At 32.4% G+C, this 19,838-nt stretch carries 20 protein-coding genes; 10 read left to right on the top strand and 10 right to left on the bottom strand.

All coding sequences use genetic code 11. The annotated features are described in order from the left end of the window. Positions 1-11 precede the first annotated feature (11 nt). The 5 genes from QEJ31_RS00970 to QEJ31_RS00950 all read left to right on the top strand — a co-directional run bounded on the left by QEJ31_RS00970 (position 12) and on the right by QEJ31_RS00950 (position 3,517). Complete coding sequence (locus tag QEJ31_RS00970) at positions 12-758, top strand: uroporphyrinogen-III synthase (protein WP_280591916.1); 747 nt, start codon at positions 12-14, stop codon at positions 756-758. Between the two features lie 107 nt (positions 759-865). Continuing rightward, positions 866-1,372 (top strand): hypothetical protein, encoded by a 507-nt coding sequence (locus QEJ31_RS00965; protein WP_280591915.1) that lies wholly within the window; start codon positions 866-868, stop codon positions 1,370-1,372. Positions 1,373-1,405: 33 nt separating this feature from the next. Beyond that, the gene (locus QEJ31_RS00960) at positions 1,406-1,666 is read left to right on the top strand and encodes a BolA family protein (protein ID WP_280591914.1); all 261 of its coding nucleotides are present in this window, start codon (positions 1,406-1,408) and stop codon (positions 1,664-1,666) included. 25 nt (positions 1,667-1,691) lie between these two features. Beyond that, on the top strand, positions 1,692-2,003 hold the full coding sequence (grxD, locus tag QEJ31_RS00955; RefSeq protein ID WP_280591913.1) for a Grx4 family monothiol glutaredoxin: 312 nt from the start codon (positions 1,692-1,694) through the stop codon (positions 2,001-2,003). A gap of 116 nt (positions 2,004-2,119) precedes the next feature. Continuing rightward, positions 2,120-3,517, top strand: coding sequence for a TIGR01777 family oxidoreductase (locus QEJ31_RS00950; RefSeq protein ID WP_280591912.1), 1,398 nt, complete (start codon positions 2,120-2,122; stop codon positions 3,515-3,517). A gap of 88 nt (positions 3,518-3,605) precedes the next feature. On the opposite strand, the gene QEJ31_RS00945 is transcribed toward QEJ31_RS00950, so the two are convergent. The 10 genes from QEJ31_RS00945 to QEJ31_RS00900 all read right to left on the bottom strand — a co-directional run bounded on the left by QEJ31_RS00945 (position 3,606) and on the right by QEJ31_RS00900 (position 15,647). Next, positions 3,606-5,024 (bottom strand): hypothetical protein, encoded by a 1,419-nt coding sequence (locus tag QEJ31_RS00945; protein ID WP_280591911.1) that lies wholly within the window; start codon positions 5,022-5,024, stop codon positions 3,606-3,608. A 322-nt stretch (positions 5,025-5,346) separates the two neighbouring features. Beyond that, positions 5,347-6,198, bottom strand: a complete 852-nt coding sequence (gene tatC, locus QEJ31_RS00940; RefSeq protein ID WP_280591910.1) for a twin-arginine translocase subunit TatC — start codon at positions 6,196-6,198, stop codon at positions 5,347-5,349. After that, positions 6,199-9,060, bottom strand: a complete 2,862-nt coding sequence (gene polA / locus QEJ31_RS00935) for a DNA polymerase I (protein WP_280591909.1) — start codon at positions 9,058-9,060, stop codon at positions 6,199-6,201. A gap of 41 nt (positions 9,061-9,101) precedes the next feature. After that, positions 9,102-10,586: a lysine--tRNA ligase gene (lysS, locus tag QEJ31_RS00930; RefSeq protein WP_280591908.1), complete on the bottom strand. Its 1,485-nt coding sequence runs from the start codon at positions 10,584-10,586 to the stop codon at positions 9,102-9,104. Positions 10,587-10,597: 11 nt separating this feature from the next. Continuing rightward, the gene (locus QEJ31_RS00925; protein WP_280591907.1) at positions 10,598-11,437 is read right to left on the bottom strand and encodes a metal ABC transporter permease; all 840 of its coding nucleotides are present in this window, start codon (positions 11,435-11,437) and stop codon (positions 10,598-10,600) included. Positions 11,438-11,490: 53 nt separating this feature from the next. Beyond that, positions 11,491-12,162 carry an ATP-binding cassette domain-containing protein gene (locus QEJ31_RS00920; RefSeq protein ID WP_280591906.1) on the bottom strand — a complete coding sequence of 224 codons (672 nt, stop codon included), beginning with the start codon at positions 12,160-12,162 and terminating at the stop codon, positions 11,491-11,493. 23 nt (positions 12,163-12,185) lie between these two features. Then, positions 12,186-13,148, bottom strand: coding sequence for a metal ABC transporter substrate-binding protein (locus QEJ31_RS00915; RefSeq protein WP_280591905.1), 963 nt, complete (start codon positions 13,146-13,148; stop codon positions 12,186-12,188). Further along, positions 13,145-14,404 carry an FtsX-like permease family protein gene (locus QEJ31_RS00910; protein ID WP_280591904.1) on the bottom strand — a complete coding sequence of 420 codons (1,260 nt, stop codon included), beginning with the start codon at positions 14,402-14,404 and terminating at the stop codon, positions 13,145-13,147. Before QEJ31_RS00910 ends, QEJ31_RS00915 begins: the two co-directional genes overlap by 4 nt. Then, the gene (locus QEJ31_RS00905) at positions 14,401-15,084 is read right to left on the bottom strand and encodes an ATP-binding cassette domain-containing protein (RefSeq protein WP_280591903.1); all 684 of its coding nucleotides are present in this window, start codon (positions 15,082-15,084) and stop codon (positions 14,401-14,403) included. The genes QEJ31_RS00910 and QEJ31_RS00905 overlap by 4 nt, the downstream gene beginning before the upstream one ends. After that, the gene (locus QEJ31_RS00900; protein WP_280591902.1) at positions 15,081-15,647 is read right to left on the bottom strand and encodes a DUF2796 domain-containing protein; all 567 of its coding nucleotides are present in this window, start codon (positions 15,645-15,647) and stop codon (positions 15,081-15,083) included. Before QEJ31_RS00900 ends, QEJ31_RS00905 begins: the two co-directional genes overlap by 4 nt. 123 nt (positions 15,648-15,770) lie before the next feature. On the opposite strand from QEJ31_RS00900, the gene QEJ31_RS00895 reads away from it, so the two are divergent. The 5 genes from QEJ31_RS00895 to QEJ31_RS00875 all read left to right on the top strand — a co-directional run bounded on the left by QEJ31_RS00895 (position 15,771) and on the right by QEJ31_RS00875 (position 19,837). Then, entirely contained in the window at positions 15,771-16,277 is a 507-nt protein-coding gene (locus QEJ31_RS00895) for a transcriptional repressor (RefSeq protein WP_280591901.1), read from the top strand. Then, positions 16,265-17,101 carry an MnmC family methyltransferase gene (locus tag QEJ31_RS00890; RefSeq protein WP_280591900.1) on the top strand — a complete coding sequence of 279 codons (837 nt, stop codon included), beginning with the start codon at positions 16,265-16,267 and terminating at the stop codon, positions 17,099-17,101. The genes QEJ31_RS00895 and QEJ31_RS00890 overlap by 13 nt, the downstream gene beginning before the upstream one ends. Positions 17,102-17,409: 308 nt before the next feature. Next, positions 17,410-17,919, top strand: a complete 510-nt coding sequence (locus tag QEJ31_RS00885; RefSeq protein ID WP_280591899.1) for a DUF3015 family protein — start codon at positions 17,410-17,412, stop codon at positions 17,917-17,919. Between the two features lie 548 nt (positions 17,920-18,467). Continuing rightward, the gene (locus tag QEJ31_RS00880; protein WP_158999620.1) at positions 18,468-18,749 is read left to right on the top strand and encodes an HU family DNA-binding protein; all 282 of its coding nucleotides are present in this window, start codon (positions 18,468-18,470) and stop codon (positions 18,747-18,749) included. Continuing rightward, on the top strand, positions 18,746-19,837 hold the full coding sequence (locus tag QEJ31_RS00875; RefSeq protein ID WP_280591898.1) for a dipeptide epimerase: 1,092 nt from the start codon (positions 18,746-18,748) through the stop codon (positions 19,835-19,837). Before QEJ31_RS00880 ends, QEJ31_RS00875 begins: the two co-directional genes overlap by 4 nt. The last annotated feature ends 1 nt before the right edge of the window (position 19,838 follow it).

The following is a 19,838-nucleotide window of genomic DNA, read 5'->3' as shown; positions in this document are numbered from 1 at the left end:
ATAGTGCTTTTATGCAAAAAATTCGGGAAAAAATCTATATTGAGGCTGGAATTTTTGGAGACAAGTCTACAAAAAAAGACGCATTTTTTTTTCCTGTATTAGATTTAATTCCACTAGAATTTAATTTTGGTTTTAAGTGTTTGGAATCTTTTGGTATTTGTTTTACAAGTAAACATGCGGTGGATTTTTTTCTTCTTAAATTTAAAAGTAACATTGAGATAACTAATTTCTTTTCGAAGTGTTTTTGTATAGGAACAGTTGGAGAACAAACTGCAAATTATGTGAAAGAAGTATTTCCTTCAACGCTTTGTAAGCTAACAGATAATATCATCTATCCCAAAAATGAATTAGGTTTAAAGTCTTTAATTCAAGATTTAAATAAAATTATTATTGAAAATAGAAACATTTATATCTTTACTGGATTATCAGGAAAAACAACACAAATTATATTTGAGAATGAAAAATATGTAAATTTAAAGCTGTATAGTGTACCTGTTTATGATACAAAAGAAATTGACTATAATTTATGTGTAAAATTTTTAAATGATATAATCGGAGAAAAAAAAATATCTGAATGTGATCTTATTTTTTCAGCTAAGTCAGGTCAAGTGATTAATACTACTATAAAAATTTTAATGTCATACTTTGGAATTGCAATAGTTGATAACTTACCAGCATCTATTTTTTTTATCCCTTGGGAAAAATCAGCAAAAAAAGTTTTAAATGAGTTAAAATTAATTGACAGAGATATCTCTTAATGACAATTTTAGAAAGTGTTCCGCTATTATTAAGGAGAGTGGTAACTAAAAATGTGTAAGGTAATCTTAAATTATAAAAAAACTAGGATTACTTGAGGTAATGCAACATGAAGCAGTCCGAACAAATCTGGATAGAAAACCTTGCAAGGGTAAATCTAGGAAAAACATTAGCACCTTCTGTGAACCAACAGCTTGTTCGGTTTGCGGTAAATGTTTTTTTGGAAGAACTGTGTTCTAAAATGATTGATTATGCCTCACATTTAAATTCAATAATATCTGAAATAAAACCTAATGAAACAGTTCAAGTGCTTCCTTTATCAATGCCAAGAACAGGACTCATTATTTTAAAAGCTGGCGATAAAATGATTATTTCCCAAAATGGGAAGGTTATTCAAGTCCGTACAGTTCAAGTTCATGTAGATAGTCAAAGAAATTATTTGGCATACGATTTTGAATTGAAACAAAATGAGCAAAATGGCATATTTTGGCGTTGTGTAAATGATGGGCAACTTGTTAATCCCGAATTAGTTGCTCAAAACTACTTGAGTTCTTTTTTAGTATCTGGATGTCGAGCTTTGCCCCAAACTCTTCGATTGGTGGCTTCACATCCGTAGCAGTTATTAATCTGTTTAATTAGAGGTATAAGAGTGTTAAGTCATGAAGTTAAGCAAAGAATTGAAAATGGTATCCCAAATACCCTTTGCTCTGTAAATGAATTTTCAGGTGGAACAGATCACTACTCAGTGGTTGTTGTTTCTAATTCTTTTGAAGGTTTGTCATCGTTAAAGCGGCATCGCATGATAATGGATCTCTTCAAAGAGGAAATGGAAACAGGCGAAGTGCATGCTCTTACCATTAAAGCTTTTACCCAAACACAATGGGAAAATGAAAAAAATAAAAATATTTAGACATCTGAGTTAAGGAGTTTTTAGTATGGATTGGAAAGAAAAAATTGAAAAAGACATCAAAGAAAATGAAATTATGGTGTACATGCGTGGAACTCCCGATGCTCCGCGCTGTGGATTTTCAGCAAAAGTAATTAGGACATTAGCTCAATTAGGAAAACCGTATCATGCAAATGATATGGATAGTGATCCTGCTTTATGGCAAACCTTAAAAGAAATGAACAACTGGCCTACGTCTCCACAAATTTTTATCAAAGGTGAGTTCATTGGAGGTTGCGATATTTTTGTTGAAATGTATCAGTCTGGTGAATTGCATGAAAAACTTGGTATGCAAAAATAATTAAGAGTTAAAGTACTTTTCATTTGCAAGAAAGTTAAAGCTTATTTTTCTTTAACTTTTTTATTTTACTTTTTCCTGATAAGCTCAATTTACTGAGAATTTATCAGGAGTTTTTTATGCAACATCATTTTTTTTCTCGAAGTTCTACTATCCCAGTATCCTGTGAAGAAGCCTTTCAATGGCACGAAAGAGAAGGAGCCTTTTTTCGGCTGTTACCTCCATGGATGCCTACAGAATTGCTTGATAAGAAGGGAACAATAAAAAATGGTGATTCAATAACAGTAAAAACCAAAATTGGAATTTTACCCATCACATTTCAAGCATTGCATCAAAATTATTTACAAAATAAACAATTTGAAGATATCCAATTAAAAGGCCCTTTTGCGTTTTATAAACATCTGCATAAGTTTGATAAAATAGAAGATAAAAAATGTAAATTAACCGATCAAATTGAGTTTAGTTTACCGATTGGTATGATTTCTAATTTTCTTGGACATACATTTGTTGAAGATAGATTGAATAAGTTGTTTAGTTATCGACATAGAACGTTAAAATATGATTTGTATTTGCATGCTAAATATTCTCAAAAAAAACTTAAAATTTTAGTTACTGGATCTTCAGGATTAGTAGGAAGTAGTTTAATTCCATTCTTAACTTCCGGTGGACATCAGGTAATAAAACTAGTCCGAAGAAATATGGAAATTAATGAAGCTGAAAAGCATAATTTTGCCATTTGGAATAGTGAAAAAGGAGAATTTATAAATCCTGAAAATCTTGAAAACCTTGATGCAGTTGTGCATTTAGCGGGAGAAAATATTGCATCACAAAAATGGAGTGAGCAGCGCAAACAACAATTAATCAATAGTAGAATTCATTTTACAACAGCATTATGTCAAGCGTTAAGTAAACAATTAAAGAATAAACCCAAAACTTTTATTTCTGCTTCTGGTATAGGGATATTTGGAAGCCGAGATTATGATGATATTTTACATGAGGATTCAAAGCTTGGTGAAGGATTTTTAGCAAATTTAGCAAGAGATTGGGAACAGGCAGCTAAAACTGCAAACGAATCGGGAATAAGAGTCGTCCATTTACGTTTTGGAACTATTTTATCTTTATCAGGGGGTGTATTAAAGAAAATGTATACCCCGTATCGATTGTGTTTGGGAGGGCCTTTTGGATCGGGGCGGCAAATGGTGTCTTGGATTTCTATTATTGATGTGCTTGGACTTATCTTATTTTCAATAACAAATGATAAAGTAACAGGAGCGGTAAATTCTGTTTCTCCACATGCAGTTACAAATGCACAATTTTCTGAATTATTAGCTCAGTCGCTGGACAGACCTAGTTCATTACGAATACCAGAACTTTTTGTTGAGTCTTTATTTGGCGAAATGGGGAGAGAACTTCTTTTATCAGGACAACATGCTAAACCAACTAAAGCGCTCAAAAATGGATATGAATTTATTCATTCACAACTGCACGATGCTTTTGCCTATTGTTTGGGTGGATGATTAATATTTAAAAAAACAAATAAAAAAAGAGAGTATAATTACCGTAACAATTATACTCTCTTTTGATTTAAGGACTAGGAAGAATTAATTAAAACGCATAAGCCATAGTTAAGTAAGTCTTAGTTGAGCTTTTTTTGTTTACTACGCCATTAGTATCTGCATAAATATTTGTATCAGCACTGTTGAACTCAAAGTTAACTGCCGTTTCAAAAGTATTTACCCCATATCCAACAGATGCTGCAAATTGAGAAGCATTGTAGTCTTGAGAAGTTGCTTTGCTTCCGAAAGTTATGTTAGCCATCGCATAACTGACAGCATAGGTGATGAAGTCACCTTTTTGCAGCATGCCAGTTAAGTAATTGGAAGAGTCCGCCGCAATACCTAAACCTGCTAAAGTGGCATTTTGAGAATCATCAGTTGCTGTATTGGTATAATTAAAGTCACTACCGCTTTTAGCAGCAGTTTTTGTGCGACCAATATTTTCATTTTCATACCAAGCTGAAACACCATTGCCGGAAATAACGCCTTTAGTTCCTAATAAAGCACCGTTATTATAAAGCAAAGAAGCTTCTATATGAGTAACATCTCTAGCTTTTGTCAATGTTCCGTTAGAGTCTTGATCTGTTGGAGCGTTACCTTGGCTACCAATATAAGCCTTTGCTTTTATGAAGTGGTCTTCCTCAAAGTTTACAGTTGCAGCTAAATGACCAGCGATTCCCATGGACTGGCTAAAGGAGTTGCTACCCCAATTTGCTTGCTTAGTAGTAGTAGTAGCGTCCCCCCACCCGGTATATCCACCACTTTGATTATTAGTAGCAGGATAAGGGTTATTTGTAACAGCTATGATATTGTTGAATCCACCCACTCCGAGTTCTACATTTGCTGACTTACCAAATACCATTGCTTGTTTTAAGTATGCACCGTCTTGACGGCCGTAACCCGTTGGTGTCCACGTCGTATCAGGTGCTGCGGTTGTGTCACCACCACCAATACGAATACCTCCCAGTGATATTGTTGTTGTGAATACGTTTTGATCAGCTTTTAGTGTTAGTACATCCAAATTTAATTGAGCACGGCGAATTGTAACTTCTCCGTTACCATTATCACCAGAAGTTACTTGTGTAGTTTGACCACCGGAAGTAGTGCTTGAAACGGTTTGAGTTGATGACTTGTTACCGGCAAGTTGAACTTCTACTTGACCAGAAGCTATACCGCCTGAAACGTTTACACCAAGACGCACTTTTGAAGCAGAAAAGTCTGGTGCGCTAGAACGTTGAGAATCATTAAAGTTTGCATTTAATTGTACTAAACCTGCGAACGTAATTTTATTTTCAGTGACATCTTTTTTTTGCATTTCTTTTTTAAGAAAATCAATTTGTTCTTGGGAGAATAAAGTACCACCTGTAGTGTTAGATGCGTCTGCTACTTTAATTTCTTTATTTTCAGTAGATTTATTTTCTTCAGCAAAAGCGGAATTTCCTGCAACGGCAAGAGCGGAGATAGCCATACAATGAATAACAGATCTTTTCACAAATTACTCCTTTAATAGAAACAAGCTTATCTGAGTGTAATATAAATAAAACATATCCTAATATGACAACTTTTCGAAGATAAATTAGCAGGTTTTATTTGTCAACCTACGACTTATCGAATTTTGAATTCTACTTTGACAACATCAGTCTTCTTAATGAAATTAAAGCAGAAAAAAAATGAGAAACTATACATGACTTATTATAAAAAAAAAAAATAGGAGTCAATAGTAAAATAAATGATTCTTATTTTTTTAATCTTACTACTAAATAACAGGTTCTTTTTTTACTCTATAATGTTCACGATAAATAATTTTTATCTCTATTTATTTCAATTTTTTTAATAATGAAAATTGAAATTTCAACCATTAAATACATTGGAATTGAAACAAGACAAAGGCTAATGACATCGGGAGGAGATAAAATTGCCCCAATAATGAAGCAAGTTAAAAAAGCAATTCTTCTGTTTTGCATAAGTACTTTTGCAGGTAAAATTCCAGCAAGTCCTAGCAAAGATAAAATGACAGGAACTTCAAACACAGCACCAAAAATCAATAACATTGTAATTAAAGTATTAAAATAATTTTCGTAAGTGATCATGACTTGAGCGTACTGACTAGCCCACCCTAATGCGTTGGAAAAAAAATAGGGAATGATAAGAAAAAAACCAAATGAAATTCCTAAATAAAACAAAAGAATACTTGCTAATACTGAAAGTCTTGCAATTTTCTTTTCTTGTGAGTATAGGGCAGGAGAAATAAATTTCCAAATTTCGAACAGCATAAAAGGCAAACTAAAAACAAATCCAAGTAAGAAACAAATTTTAAAATTTACAGTGATCACTTCAAATATGCTTATGGAAGATAGATTTTGAGTAATTCCATGATCTTTTAAAGAAACAAGAACAGCGTCATAAGGTTTTTTTAAAAAAGCAATCAAAGGTTCCATAAAGATAAAAGCTATGGTTGAAAATAAACTAAGCCACAATACTGCTCGAAAGGCATGTTGTCTTAAATCTTTTATATGATCAAATAAAGACATTTGCTGATCTTCAAGCCCAATTATAGACGCTTCCCGTTTTGCTTTTCGTTGTAAGCCAGAATTAAAAATTGATGACAGATATTGAAAAGGTTTAAAACCCATTCTGCTCATTTACTTTGCCTCCAACCAGTTTTTTCCTGCTCCAATTTCAACTAGCATAGGTACTGAAAAGTTTACTGCCTTTTCCATTGCTTGTTCTACAATTTTATTGACTTGTTTAAATTCTTCAATTGGACCATCCAAAACAAGTTCGTCATGTACTTGAATGACTACTTTTGTTTTTAAATTTGCTGATTTTAAATTTTTACTCACAGCTAGCATTCCTAGTTTCATAATATCAGCAGCAGTTCCTTGAATAGGAGAATTAATAGCCATATTTTCTGCTAATTTTGCTTCAACTGGATTGTTCGAAAGCATGGCAGGGATAGGTCTGACCCTCCCGAAATAGGTTTTGACCATGGCGTGCGCATGAGCGGAAGCTCTTTGATCATCTAAATATTTTTTTACGCCTGAAAAATTTGTGAAATATTTTTCTATAAAACTTTTTGCCTCGGTTAAAGTTATTTTTTGTTGTTTTGCCAAACGTTGAGGTCCCATGCCATAAATGATACCGAAATTAATTGCTTTTGCGCTATTCCGTTCTGCAGCTGTTACTTCAGAGGGATCTTTTCCAAGAATTTGAGCTGCAGTTTGTCGATGGATGTCCGCTCCTGAGTTAAAAGCGGCGAGCATGTTTTTATCTTGCGATATATGCGCTAGAACTCTTAGTTCAATTTGAGAATAATCCGCAGAAATAATATGATAATTTCCTTTTGAAGCATTAAAAGCTGCACGGACTTTTTTACCCCAATCAGTTTTTACAGGAATATTTTGCAAATTAGGATCTGAACTAGATAAACGCCCAGTAGCTGTACCAATTTGATTGAAATGAGTATGAACTCTACCAGTAGAAGATTTCACCAATTTTGGTAAAACAAGAATATAAGTGGAAAGTAGTTTAGAAAGCTCTCTATATTGTTGAACTTTTTCTACAACGGGATGATCTTCAAACTGTTCTAAGACAGTGGCATCTGTTTTGTAACCTTGTGTTGTGCGTGCAAGTTTTCCTTTATAGCCTAATTGTTCGTGAATTTTTAATTTTTCAAATAAAATATCACCTAATTGTTTTGGGCTGGAAATTTTAAACGTTTCACCTACAGTTTTATAAATATCTGATTCTAGTTTTAGCAAAGTTGTTTGTACTTCAGCGGTTAATGCACCCAAATATTCTGAATTGATATGCACACCAGTTCTTTCCATTTCACAAAGTAATAATAAAATGGGCATTTCAAGATCATAATAAAGTTTTTGTAGCTCTATATTTTGTTGGAAGCGTTGATCATAATAATACCAAAGTCTGATAGTAGCATCAACATCTTCACAAGCATAAGTAGCCAATTCAGATAAAGGAACAGCTAGCATTGAAGATCTGCCTGTTTCTTTTCCAATTAACGCAGATGTCGGTATTTTTTGATAATTATAATGTTTGAGTGTTAAAAAATCTAAACTAAAACCACCTTCGGCAGGATTAGTTAACCAAGCAGCAACCATAGTGCAGCAAGTTAAATTATTTCCAAGTTCAACACCCACATTTTTCAGCATATGCATATCGAATTTTAAATTATGCGCTACTAACAATGCCTTTCTATTGTTTAATGCCGTGTTTAAATCTTGCCAAACTTCTTTTTTGGAATATTCAGGAAGATCTTTCTCTGCAGTAAGTAATGTTCCGCCAGACAAATGCTCTTCATGTGCAGGAATATAATAAGCTTGACCAGGTTCGAAACTAATTGATACTCCAATTGGAACATCTTCAATAATATCTAATCCAGTTGTTTCAGTATCCAATGCGATCACTAGTGTAGTAGGATCTGAAATTTTAGCAAAGATATTAGCTAACTCTTTGTGGGTAAGGATTAATTTATAATTTTCTTTTTCCCACGGAATACTTTCGATATTTTTAGAAATATTTTTCCGACTTGTTTCTTTTTTAATTTCAGATTTAATTTCTTCTTTTTTTTCTTTACTTTTCGAAGTATCTATTGATTGTGGTTTATCTCCATAAATAGACTTTAGCAAAGTAATCATCCTGAGCGATTCAAGCAATTGTCTTGTTTCTTTATGATTCTTAAGTTCGGTAAAAGTATAGCGTAATGATAATTCAGATACATTAAGAGGAATATCTGTTTTTATAGTAACAAGATATTTCGACATAATAACTGCATCTTTTCCGTTTTCTAATGCAGTTTTAGCCCGTTTATTTTGTATAGTGTCAATATTTTTTAATAAATTTTCAACAGTTCCAAATTCAGCAATGAGTTTTGCAGCTGTTTTATCACCAATTCCTTTTGCTCCAGGGATATTATCAATAGTATCTCCTGTAAGCGCAAGAACTTCAATCACTTTTTCGGGAGGAACTCCAAAATAGTCATTAACTTTTTCTGGGGTAATAATATCGTATTCATCACCTTTTTTTAAGGAATACATTTGAATATTTTCGTTAACAACTTGCATGTAATCTTTATCAGAAGTAACAAGAAATACAGCACCGTAATGTTCAAAAAACTTTGCTAAAGTTCCTGCTAGATCATCAGCTTCATAACCTGGAATTGCAAATGTAGGGATGTCTAAATCTTTTAATAATTTTTGGATTATTTTGATTTGAGGAATAATTTCAGGAGGAGTTTCACCTCTATTTGCTTTATATAAAGGAAAAACTTCATGTCTAAATGTTTTTTCTTTTAAATCCCAACAAATTGCAAAATGTGTAGGGTTTTGTTCACGAAAAATTTTTAGCATTACTTTTAGAAAACCATACACAGCGCCTATTGGTGTTCCATCAGGAGCCGTTAGTCGTGAACCCATAGCATAAAAAGATCTAAAAAGTAACGACATGCCGTCTATGATAAATAGGCGTTGAGTATTTAATTCCATGCTAATCCTTTGCATTTTTTATTAAGTTATTGAACAGAAGATTAATTTTTTTCTATAATTTCTTCTGTTACTTTGTGTTCAGGTCTTAACAATGGAAAAAGAATTGTATCTTTAATATTGTCACAGCCACATAAAATCATAGTTAATCTATCTATACCAATACCTACACCAGCAATAGGTGGAAATCCATGTTCCATAGCGGTTAAAAATTCTTCATCAATTGGCATAGCCTCGTCGTCACCATGTTCACGTGCTTGCATTTGTTCTTCAAAACGTTCACGCTGATCAATTGGATCAACTAATTCTGAATATGCTTTTACTAGTTCAACTCCATTTACAAGAAATTGGAAGAAATCAACATATTCAGGTTCTTTAGCATTTCTTCTAGCTAGAGGAGCCATTTCAACTGGGTATTTTATTAAAAAGCAGGGTTGGATTAATTTTGGTCTTGAAACTTTTTTGTATAAGGAATCGACCATATTAGCCCAACCTAAAGTTTCAATATCGTCATCTAAACGAATATTTTTCGCTTTAATTTCATTCTTTAAACTTTCTTTGGTATTATATTTTTTAATATCGATACCACAGTCTTTAAAAACAAGTTCAGCATATTCATATACAGGCCAGTCACCTGAAAAATCAATTTCTTTTCCAGCGAGTGTTACTTTAACTGATCCGAAAATTTTATGAATTAAGTCACGCATCATACCTTCAACAAATTTGCGCATTTTATCTGAATTCCAGTACGATGCGTAAAATTCAAGCATGGTAAAATCTTGGAGGTGTGTTGCAGAAATACCTTCGTTGCGAAAGCTTCTTGCAAACTCAAACACTTTGTCCATACCAGCACCGATACAACGTTTTAAATATGTTTCGCATGCTATTCGCATTACGCATTCTATATCTAAAGCGTTATGGTGAGTATAGAAAGGTCTAGCCAAGGCTCCAGATGGAGTTGTTTGCAGAATAGGAGTTTCTACTTCTAAATAACCATTATCTTCTAAATATCTACGCAAAGCTTTCACAATTTCAAAACGTTTTTTGAACACATCACGTGATTCAGAATTCATAATAATATCGAGATATCTTTGTCTATAACGTGTTTCTATGTCTTCAATTCCATGATATTTTTCTGGCAAAGTTCTCAAACACTTATTAAGCAATTTCCATTGGCTAACTCTTAAAGTAAGTTCTCCGGTTTTTGTGATAAACATTTCACCATCGACACCAACAAAGTCTCCAATGGAAACATTTGCAGCGAAATCATCAAATACATTCGGATTGTCTTCTGTTTTGCGCACACAGATTTGAACTTTTCCTGAAAAATCATAGATATGCGCAAATATTATTTTACCCATCGTCCGCATTCCAACAATGCGTCCTGCGGTGCTTACATTTTGGGTTCCCTCAGATAGTTTGCATACTTCTGCTACAGAGTGAGTTTTGTTATAGTGATCAGCTAAGTTTCCTTTTTCGCGCTGCTCTAAGAATTTGGTTTTTTTTAATTCAAAGATATTCTCTGACATAAAAGATTCCCTTATTTTTCCCGTATCTGTACAGATAGCGTTTTGACGATAATTGAGAAAAATCCAAGTATTACAATGCTTGGACCTACAGGCCAATTAAAACTAAAAGCCAATAAAAAGCCTAGTATGCCTCCAATTAAGCTTAATAGAACAACAATTGGAGAAAAGACACTCCTAGGTTGATAAATAATTGTAGGTAATGTTAATAAGGAAGAGATCATCAACCCACCAACTGCAAATAATCCAGAGAGTATTGCAGCTGTCATTAAAACTGGAAATAATTTTTCCAGAAGTTTTACTTTAAAACCAGCTATTTCAGCAAACTCAGGATCTGATAACCATGCATCCCAATGTTTTCTTAAAAATATTATAGAAATTAAAACACAAACTAAAGTAATAGCTAGAACTAAAACATCAAGCCAAGAAAGTGTTAGAACGTCACCAAATAAAATACTTTCAGGATCTATTCTAGTATCTTTTGCATTCGAAATAGCTATGATACCCATAGCAAAAAATGAGGTTAAACATATTACCGCTGAAGCGTCAGGCGGTATTTTCAAAGTTTTTAAAATCCATTCGGCTAAAAACGTACCTATTAATGCTGTTGCAATAGATCCTATTAAAATACAACCCCAAAAAGGCAGAAGTGTAAGTTTTGCAACAACAATGCCAACTATAACACCTGGAAAAACCAAGTGTGAAAGAGTGTCTCCTAAATACGCTCTTTGCTTTAGGACGACAACGGGGCTTAATGTTCCACACATAATTGTAATTAATATAATTGCAATGAATGCTATTTGGGCAAACTCAAAGTTAAAAATTTGAAAAAAAGAGAGAAATTCTTGGAGCATGCAAAACGACCTCAGTTGCAATAAATTAAAGACATTAATTTTCTAATCATAATTTACATAATTATAGTAGAAATTTCTTGGTCATGCTTTCGAGTAAATTTAATTTTTTTTGTGATAAATTGATTAAAGTTTTCTAAATGATGATCTACTATAAAAACACATACTTTATTTTCTTGAGTTAAGGTTTCTAAAGTTTCAATGAGTTGTTGCTGACAGCAGGAATCTAAACTAGCAAGGGGTTCATCTAAAAAAAGCATTTTTGGTTTTGAAAGAACGGCTCGAATGATCATGGCGCGGGTTTTTTGGCCTCCACTTAACTCATGAAAACTACGCTCACCATAACCGTTCAATTGCCATTCATTCAATAAAGAATTAATTTCAGTTATATCTTGCTCTTTAAAGGTATGACTAGGGCCTTTTCCTTGTTTAATGAAATCATAAACACTGATATGAAAATATCTATTGACGGTATGAAATTGAGGTACGTAAGCAATTCCTTGTGAAATATTATGTTCAGTTGGAATAGGAGCATCGTTGAGCAAAACTGTTCCATTTAGAGGTTTAATTAATCCTAGCCAAGTTTTAAGTAATGTGGATTTACCACAACCATTTTGCCCAATAATAGCAAAAATACCTGGATTAGTAATTTCACCTGAAAAGGGATTCGTTAAAGGCTTTTTATTGGGGTATCCTACAACTAATTGTTGCCAACTTAAGTAACTCATTCATACATCTTCCATAAAAGTAATTATTCTTTTAAGGCTTCAAGGATTGTTTTTACGTTTGTTTTCCACATATCAACAGCGGTCTCGGCTCCAGAACCTTTTGCTCCAAGTGAGTCGCTATAGAGAGTACCACCAATCTTTACACCAGTTTCTTTCGAAACGGTTTTTATATTACGCATATTTCCTGTTGTTTCAAGAAATACAGCCGGTATATTTTCCTGTTTGATTTCAGTAATAATTTCTTTCAAACGAGCAGCAGTCGGTGAGGACTCATCAGATAAACCAACAATACTTTTAATCTTAAAGCCAAATTCATCTGCAAAATAGCCCAGTGCATCGTGGTTTGTTGCAAATTTTCTTTTTTGTGCCGGTAGATTATCGATTTGTTTTTTTAACTCTTTTACTTCTTCATCAATTTTCAATGTATAGCTTTTTAAGCATGTATCGATATTTTTTGCTTCAGCTGGAAGCTGTTTTTTTAATTCAAGAGCTATTTTATGCGCAACTATTTTTGTACGTGCTGGAGATTGCCAAATATGCGGGTCATACTCGAGCTGGCTATGCTCATGATGGTGATGATCATCATGCTCCGTATGATCATTATGATCGTGGTTGGAGTGATTATCAGAAGCTATTTTTTTTAATTCCATTCCTTCAGTAACAACAAGCCAGTTTTGTTTGCTATTTTTTTTAATTTTCGTTGCCCAAGGCTCAAATTCTGCACCAATAATTATAACTAAATTAGATTTTTCAATACTAATTCTTTCTTTTTTTGTTATATGAAAATGATGAGGATCATTACCTAAAGGAATTAAAGTATCAACATTAATAGATTTTGAGTTACATGTTGTATTTGACAAAATATCTGTCAAATAGGGAATAGATGTAACAATATTTATTTTTTTATCATCAGTTTGTGCAAATACTGGCGCAAAAAATTGGTTTAATAAAAATGAAATTAATAATTTGTTTTTCGAAATAATCATATCTTAATACTCAATCCGTCGGTTAAAGAATTTCTATATGCTTTTAATGCAGGAATAATTCCAATTAAACAGGCAAAAGAAATAATAATTAATAAATAAACATACTCAAAGTTTTTAAATCCATTATGGTTAATAAGTATACCAAATTTATTCAAAACAATAGGTTCTAGAAAATATATGCTTCCATAACTTATGATTAGTCCAAATAAACAGCCAAGAAAACATATGATAAAAGATTCCATTATTAAAAGAAATACAATAGCTTTAGCAGAGGCTCCAATAGATCTTAATATTGCAAGTTCTCTTCTTCTACTTTCTAAAGAAGTATAAATTGAAATCATCATTCCTAAAATACCGATTAATACGACAAATATTAAAATAATTTGAAATGCTGATTCAGCATAAGCAATTGTTTCCCAAAACTGACTTAATATACTACCAGGTATAGCTGCTAATAAAGGTTCTTTTTTATAATCATTAATCAATCGCATTAATGAAAGTGTGTTAATTCTATTATCAGCTCTTAATAGGAATGAAGTAATTTGTGTGATCTGAATATCTTCTTTTCTAATATTTTCTTTTGTTTTTTCTTGCCTAGAAGGTATTCCGTCTTTCCAATCGATATGAATTGCTTCCATTCCTTCAAGAGTAATATATAAAGCTCTATCAATTGATGTATTTGTTTCTTTAATAATTCCAGATACAATAAATGGTTTATCATCGTGTTTAAAAATACTTTGCTCACTAATTCCATGTGCTAAAGTTATTTTATCGCCAACTTTTAATTTTTCAGTTTCTGCTACTCTCGAACCTATTACTGTTTCAAAAATATTATTTGGCATGTGTCCTGAAATCAATTCAATTTTTTTGTCACCAAGGTAACGATAATAATTATAAAAATTTTCATTTGTGGCTATCACTCTAAATCCGTGAAAACTATCTCCCAATGAAAATGGAATAGTCCATGCAACATTCGGTAAGTTTTTTATAGCATCATAAGATTGCCAGGATATGTTATTTGTGGCGCTTCCTAAATGAAAAATAGTATAAAGTAGCAATTGCAATCCGCTACCACGTGCACCAACTATAAGATCGGCTTGGCTTACAGTATTAGAAAAACTTTCTTTAGTTCCATCCTTTATAACGTTGACTGCTAAAAATAAAGTTACGCTTAAAGCAATAGACAAAATGGAAAGAACAAAAGATGTTTTTCTATTTAATAATGATTGGAAAGCTACCTTGAAAAGTGTTATCATAACTTTACCTTATTTAATTCAGGTAGATTGATTTGTTTATTAAACAGTTTTTTTAAATTATTGTCGTGGCTGACAAAAATTAATGAAGTATTTTGTGTGCTACATTGGTCAAATAATTGTTGAATAAATAACTCTCTAGTTCCTTCATCTAGGGAACTTGTTGGTTCATCTGCAATAATAATTTTTGGATCGCCAAGTAACGCTCGTGCAGCAGCTACTCTTTGCTGTTGCCCAATAGAAATATCTGTTGCCTTTTTTGAAAGTATTTGGGTAATATTTAAATTTTTAGCTATTTCAAAACATTTCTCTTTTATTTCAGAAAGTGTTTTATTTTTTCTCCGTGAAGGGTTTAATTTACATGGTAATAAAATGTTTTCTAATACATTTAAATAAGGTACCAAATTAAAAAGTTGAAATATATACCCCATTTCAGTACCGCGAATTTGATCGCGGAGAGAAGGTTTTAATCCTACAAATTCGTGATTTAACACTTTCACAGATCCTTCTGTTGCACTTAATATTCCTGTTAAAATACTTAGAAGGGTTGTTTTTCCACAGCCACTAGGTCCGTAAAGAAATAGTCTGTCTTTTTCAAAAATTTCAAGCTTAGGAATATCTAATATTTTTTCGTTCTTATGGTATGAAAATATTAAATTATTTATCTCAATAATACTTTTCATAATTCAAGGGAGCCTTTCTCATTTTTTAGATGCAATGAGAATTGTTTTTCATTAGATAGTCCTTTAACAAATATATTTTCTATTTTTGGGAAAAACTTTATCAAGGCAAAGGATAATTTGGATTTGCTTAATGATTTTTCACATTTTGCAAGGACTTCTGCTTTAAAATCGCCATGTTGTGCTGAGTGTTTATTTTTTTCAGCAGATTTTGAGTTTTTTTGATCGTCTGAACTATCCTCTTCATCATCTGTTGAGAAAGGGTCTAATTTTATGATTTGAAAGTTACATTTTAGGCGGTCTTCTAAGATAACGATTTTATTAATATTATTTTCAAACTTTTGCTTGCTATCGGCTACTAATTTTTTTTCTTTTTCATTCTTTGCTTCATGTTCAAAACCATACATACTGGCAGCCGGGATCTCAAAATTGAATTTTGCTTGATTACCATCAATGGCTACATCTATATTAGCTGTTCCATGATTATGCGCCTTATGAGCATGTGCGTGTAGGAATAAAACAGTTGAAAAAATGAACGCCACTGAATGTTGCAAGCTAAATTTCATAAATGACTCCTTAAATAGAATTGGAACTCTCTAGAAATAAAAGAGTTTAATGTTATCAAGTCTTGCATATTTGCAAAAAATTTGCAATATGTAGGATGAGGAAGTGTCTGATAAGGAAGGCAAATGAACAATCACTGTTTACACAAAGATAATCAACATTCTCACACGAGTCATGGTGAACAATGCAATGGTAAATCATTTAAAGAACTTGCATTTGAAGCTATGAAAGAAAACAATCTAAGAATTACTAAATCGCGCCTTGCAGTCATACAGTGTTTGGAAAATTCAAATGTGCCTTTATCACCAAAAAGTATATTTGATACCTTATTAAATGATTACCATATAAAAATAGATCAAGTTTCCGTATATAGAATATTAGAAGCATTTATTCATTTAAAGTTAATTCATCAGGTATTTCCTTCTGGTGATTATTTGTCTTGCCATACTCGTTGCGAAGAAAATCCAAATCATATTATTCTAAATTGTACGAAATGTCATAAAGTTATGGAAGTGCATTTAGATATCAAAACGATATCTAGTATTTTACTAAGTATCCAAACTAAATTTCAATTTGAGCCTATCAATCATATGTTTCAAATTGATGGAAATTGTGAACAATGTCGAAAGTAGAGCAGGGTAACAAATATGAACTTACAAAAACTATTCATGGTGAGTTTACTTTTAAACACTTAGAAACAAGTGAGATATTACATGGACAAGTTGGACCAAAACTAGAAGCTGAGCAGTTATATGTTGAGCAGTCAGGAATAAATCAAACTTCTCTTTCTCATTATGTTGTTTATGATCTTGGTATGGGTTGTGGCGCGCAATTATTTGCAATGTATGAAGCCTTTCTTGGAAATAAAAACATAAAAAAATTGACAATAGTTAGTTTTGACCTGGAAAAAGAAGGTCTTCAAATTTTAAAAGAAAATATTGAATATTTTTCACATTTAAAGAAAAATCTTGCTTTACTGAATTTATTATTAAATACGGATCATCTTCATTATTCGGTATCGACAATAAAAGAGTTTGAATGGATTTTTCTGAAAGGCGATTTTAGTAATTTGAGTGACGATGATTATAACTTTTTTCCCAATGCAGATGTAATGTGTTACGATTTTTTTTCTCCAGCAAAACATCCGCATTTGTGGATCTATAGCAATTTTAAAAAATTATATAGAAAAGCAAACGTAGATTCTAAATTAATAACATATTCATCAGCGACATCGGTAAGGGCTGCTCTGTTAGCAGCAGGTTTCTTTGTTGGATATGGACCGGTAAGTGGGAAAAAAGCTAAGTCAACAGTAGCAGCTAAAAAATTAGATAATTTAATCGAGCCTCTACCAATAGGTTGGAAAAATACATTTACAGCATCATCAGCTAAATTCTCAAAGCTTGAAACTGAAGAAAATCTAATAATCCAAAATATAAATTCACATCCACAATGGTAATTTTATTTTAAGAAATTGTGTGTTAAGATTTCTGAAAGAAGTTTTTCTCACATTTTTATTTTAGGATTATCGAAGTGCAAAACTATATGAAAAATATCTTATTTTTTATTTTGGTAATTGTTATTTTTTTTCTTGCATTTCGATCTAATATGTTTTTTTAGAAAAAATAAAAAAAATTTTTAATTTATTGTATAATTTAAATAATAAAATAATTGACAGTTTTGTAATTCTATTTTTTTGGCAAGTATGTATCATAAGAATAGTTAGTTTTGATTTAATACAATTTAATAATTGGAGGGTGGGTGAGTATGTCAATCATTCACAATGCTAAAAGTAAGCTATTTATTCTTAGTTGGATTCTATATTGCCTTGTGTCTTTTCAAAACGTTTATGCAGTTGGTGCTGCTGGTTGCGGATTAGGATCTGTTATTTTTTCTGATAATAGATGGTGGAAACAAATTTTAGCGGCAACTACAAATGGTTCAACTTTTTCACAAACATTAGGGATAACAACCGGCACATCAAACTGTAACGCGAGTGGGGCACTAACAAGGTACCAAGAACAAAAAGATTATATTGTTGTTAATTATGTGACTTTACAAAAGGAAGCTGCTCAAGGAAATGGCGAAACATTGAAAGGTTTAGCGGCTGTCTCTGGGTGTGAAGATAGTGCTTATCAGGATTTCGCAATGTTATTGCAAACTAATTATAGCGAGATATTTTCATCAAATAATACAGAACAAATTGTTGAGAGTATGAATTTTAAAATCAAAACAAATCCTACATTAGTTAGAAGATGTTTAACAGGAAGTATATGATCTTCTCTTCAAAGTTAAGAAGTTAAAAAATGTTGGTTTAGACTATAGAAATCCCTTCAAAATTGATTCTCGAAGTTGAAGGGATTTCCTAGTAAGTTAAGTGACTCTTCTCAGGCTCCTCGGTGATGATGGTTTGTGCATTTCCTTAAATTTATTTTGCTTCCCAAAATAGAATTATGCTTGAAGGATTTTTGGGTTCTTCTTCAGCTTTTGTATTGAATCACTTTGTTATTTTGGTAATTTCTATGGCTTCTAAATAACCGCACCTCTATTTCGATATAATTAAAGTTGGGCATACATATTTTATAGTTAACTGATCCTTTTATATTATAGACTTTTTTGCCATATAAGTGAGCTTATACGGTAAAAAGAAAAGCCAAAAAATATAATCGGGAGGTGGTTAAGGAGATTATTCGCATTTTTTTTAATTTTTTGGGTGCCAAAACTTTGAAAAATTTTCATTTCTATGAGATTGATTATCTCATATACTGTAAGCGGGATCTGAAAAGATCCCATTCCCATTGCACGTTTTCACTGGAGCCCCTTTTATGGTAAAAAGCGAACTAATCGAAATTCTTTCTTCTAAGGCTGATGTTACCTCTCCACAGGCGGAAGAATTGATCAATATGTTTTTTGATACAATTTCAGAAGCATTAACTGAGGACGGGCGTGTAGAAATCCGTGGATTTGGAGCATTTACTGTGCGTAAATATAAGTCCTATGACGGACGGAACCCAAAAACTGGAGAAAAGATTGAAGTGCCAGAGAAAAAACTTCCTTTCTGGAAAACAGGTCTTGAACTTCGTCAACGTGTGGATGGTTTAGGTTGAAAATTGTTGATGTCAAAATCGGCAAAATTAAAATTCCTCTAAAAAGGCCATTTAAAACGGCTTTAAGAACGGTTTATTTTGCTGAAGACATCATTGTGAAGCTTATCACTCAATCAGGCTTAGTTGGTTTTGGCAGCGCTGCACCTACAGTAGCCATTACCGGTGACTCCCAAGATTCCATTTACCATACCTTAAAAAATGTTCTAATACCAAGAATTATTGGACAAGAAATTGCTAGTATAGAAAGCATAATGTCTAAAATTCATGTTTCGTTGATACATAATACTTCAGCATTATCCGCTCTGGATATGGCAATTTACGATTTATATGCCCAATCTCTAAATTTACCTTTATACAAACTACTTGGTGGTTATCGTAATTTAACTTTTACTTCTGTTACTATAAGTGCAAATTCATCTGAAGTTATGATAGCAGATGCTCTTGTTGCTTTAGAGGACGGCTTTTCTGATTTAAAATTAAAATTAGGAATAGACACCAATCATGATTTCGATCGGGTTCAGAATATTCGTTCTGCTGTTGGAAATAAAATTAAAATAAGTCTCGATGCCAATCAAGCTTGGGGAGCGAAAGAAGCAGTACGTCTCATTCACAAAATTGAAAATGCTGGGCTTAATATTGATTTTATTGAACAACCTGTTTTAGCTAGTAGAATAGATGATCTAAAATTTGTAACTCAACATGTCATGACCCCAATCTTAGCTGATGAGTCAGTTTTTACTCCATTAGATGCTTTTAAAATTTGTGCGAAAAAAGCTGCAGATATGATTAATATAAAACTTGCTAAAGCTGGTGGAATTTTTCAAGCCCAAAAAATTTTAAACATAGCAGAAGCAGTTGGTGTAGAATGTATTTTGGGTTGTATGTTAGAAAGTCAGATTGCAGTTACCGCTGCCGCGCATTTAGCGGCAGCGAAAAAAGCTATTGTTCGTTGTGATTTAGATTCACCGGCTTTACTGGCTGAAAATCCTGTCGTTGGCGGTGTTACTTTAGACGGTAACATTCTTTCTTTAAGCGAAAACGCTGCTGGCCTTGGGATCAAAGAGGTTTTAAATGTTCAATACCTTTAAA

The sequence above is a fragment of the Pigmentibacter sp. JX0631 genome (assembly GCF_029873255.1).
Taxonomy (GTDB): Bacteria; Bdellovibrionota_B; Oligoflexia; order Silvanigrellales; family Silvanigrellaceae; genus Silvanigrella.
Note: the sequence above shows the minus strand (reverse complement) of the source record. Positions and strands in the feature narration are given on the sequence as shown.

Bases quoted from the DNA above. Each gene is read 5' to 3' on its own strand.
- QEJ31_RS00950 (WP_280591912.1), top strand. From the start codon at position 2,120: ATGCAACATCATTTTTTTTCTCGAAGTTCTACTATCCCAGTATCCTGT.
- grxD (WP_280591913.1), top strand. From the start codon at position 1,692: ATGGATTGGAAAGAAAAAATTGAAAAAGACATCAAAGAAAATGAAATT.
- QEJ31_RS00970 (WP_280591916.1), top strand. From the start codon at position 12: ATGCAAAAAATTCGGGAAAAAATCTATATTGAGGCTGGAATTTTTGGA.
- QEJ31_RS00905 (WP_280591903.1), bottom strand. From the start codon at position 15,084: ATGAAAAGTATTATTGAGATAAATAATTTAATATTTTCATACCATAAG.
- polA (WP_280591909.1), bottom strand. From the start codon at position 9,060: ATGGAATTAAATACTCAACGCCTATTTATCATAGACGGCATGTCGTTA.
- QEJ31_RS00900 (WP_280591902.1), bottom strand. From the start codon at position 15,647: ATGAAATTTAGCTTGCAACATTCAGTGGCGTTCATTTTTTCAACTGTT.
- QEJ31_RS00885 (WP_280591899.1), top strand. From the start codon at position 17,410: ATGTCAATCATTCACAATGCTAAAAGTAAGCTATTTATTCTTAGTTGG.
- QEJ31_RS00945 (WP_280591911.1), bottom strand. From the start codon at position 5,024: ATGGCTATCTCCGCTCTTGCCGTTGCAGGAAATTCCGCTTTTGCTGAA.
- tatC (WP_280591910.1), bottom strand. From the start codon at position 6,198: ATGAGCAGAATGGGTTTTAAACCTTTTCAATATCTGTCATCAATTTTT.
- lysS (WP_280591908.1), bottom strand. From the start codon at position 10,586: ATGTCAGAGAATATCTTTGAATTAAAAAAAACCAAATTCTTAGAGCAG.
- QEJ31_RS00965 (WP_280591915.1), top strand. From the start codon at position 866: ATGAAGCAGTCCGAACAAATCTGGATAGAAAACCTTGCAAGGGTAAAT.
- QEJ31_RS00925 (WP_280591907.1), bottom strand. From the start codon at position 11,437: ATGCTCCAAGAATTTCTCTCTTTTTTTCAAATTTTTAACTTTGAGTTT.
- QEJ31_RS00915 (WP_280591905.1), bottom strand. From the start codon at position 13,148: ATGATTATTTCGAAAAACAAATTATTAATTTCATTTTTATTAAACCAA.
- QEJ31_RS00910 (WP_280591904.1), bottom strand. From the start codon at position 14,404: ATGATAACACTTTTCAAGGTAGCTTTCCAATCATTATTAAATAGAAAA.
- QEJ31_RS00890 (WP_280591900.1), top strand. From the start codon at position 16,265: ATGTCGAAAGTAGAGCAGGGTAACAAATATGAACTTACAAAAACTATT.
- QEJ31_RS00920 (WP_280591906.1), bottom strand. From the start codon at position 12,162: ATGAGTTACTTAAGTTGGCAACAATTAGTTGTAGGATACCCCAATAAA.
- QEJ31_RS00895 (WP_280591901.1), top strand. From the start codon at position 15,771: ATGAACAATCACTGTTTACACAAAGATAATCAACATTCTCACACGAGT.
- QEJ31_RS00880 (WP_158999620.1), top strand. From the start codon at position 18,468: ATGGTAAAAAGCGAACTAATCGAAATTCTTTCTTCTAAGGCTGATGTT.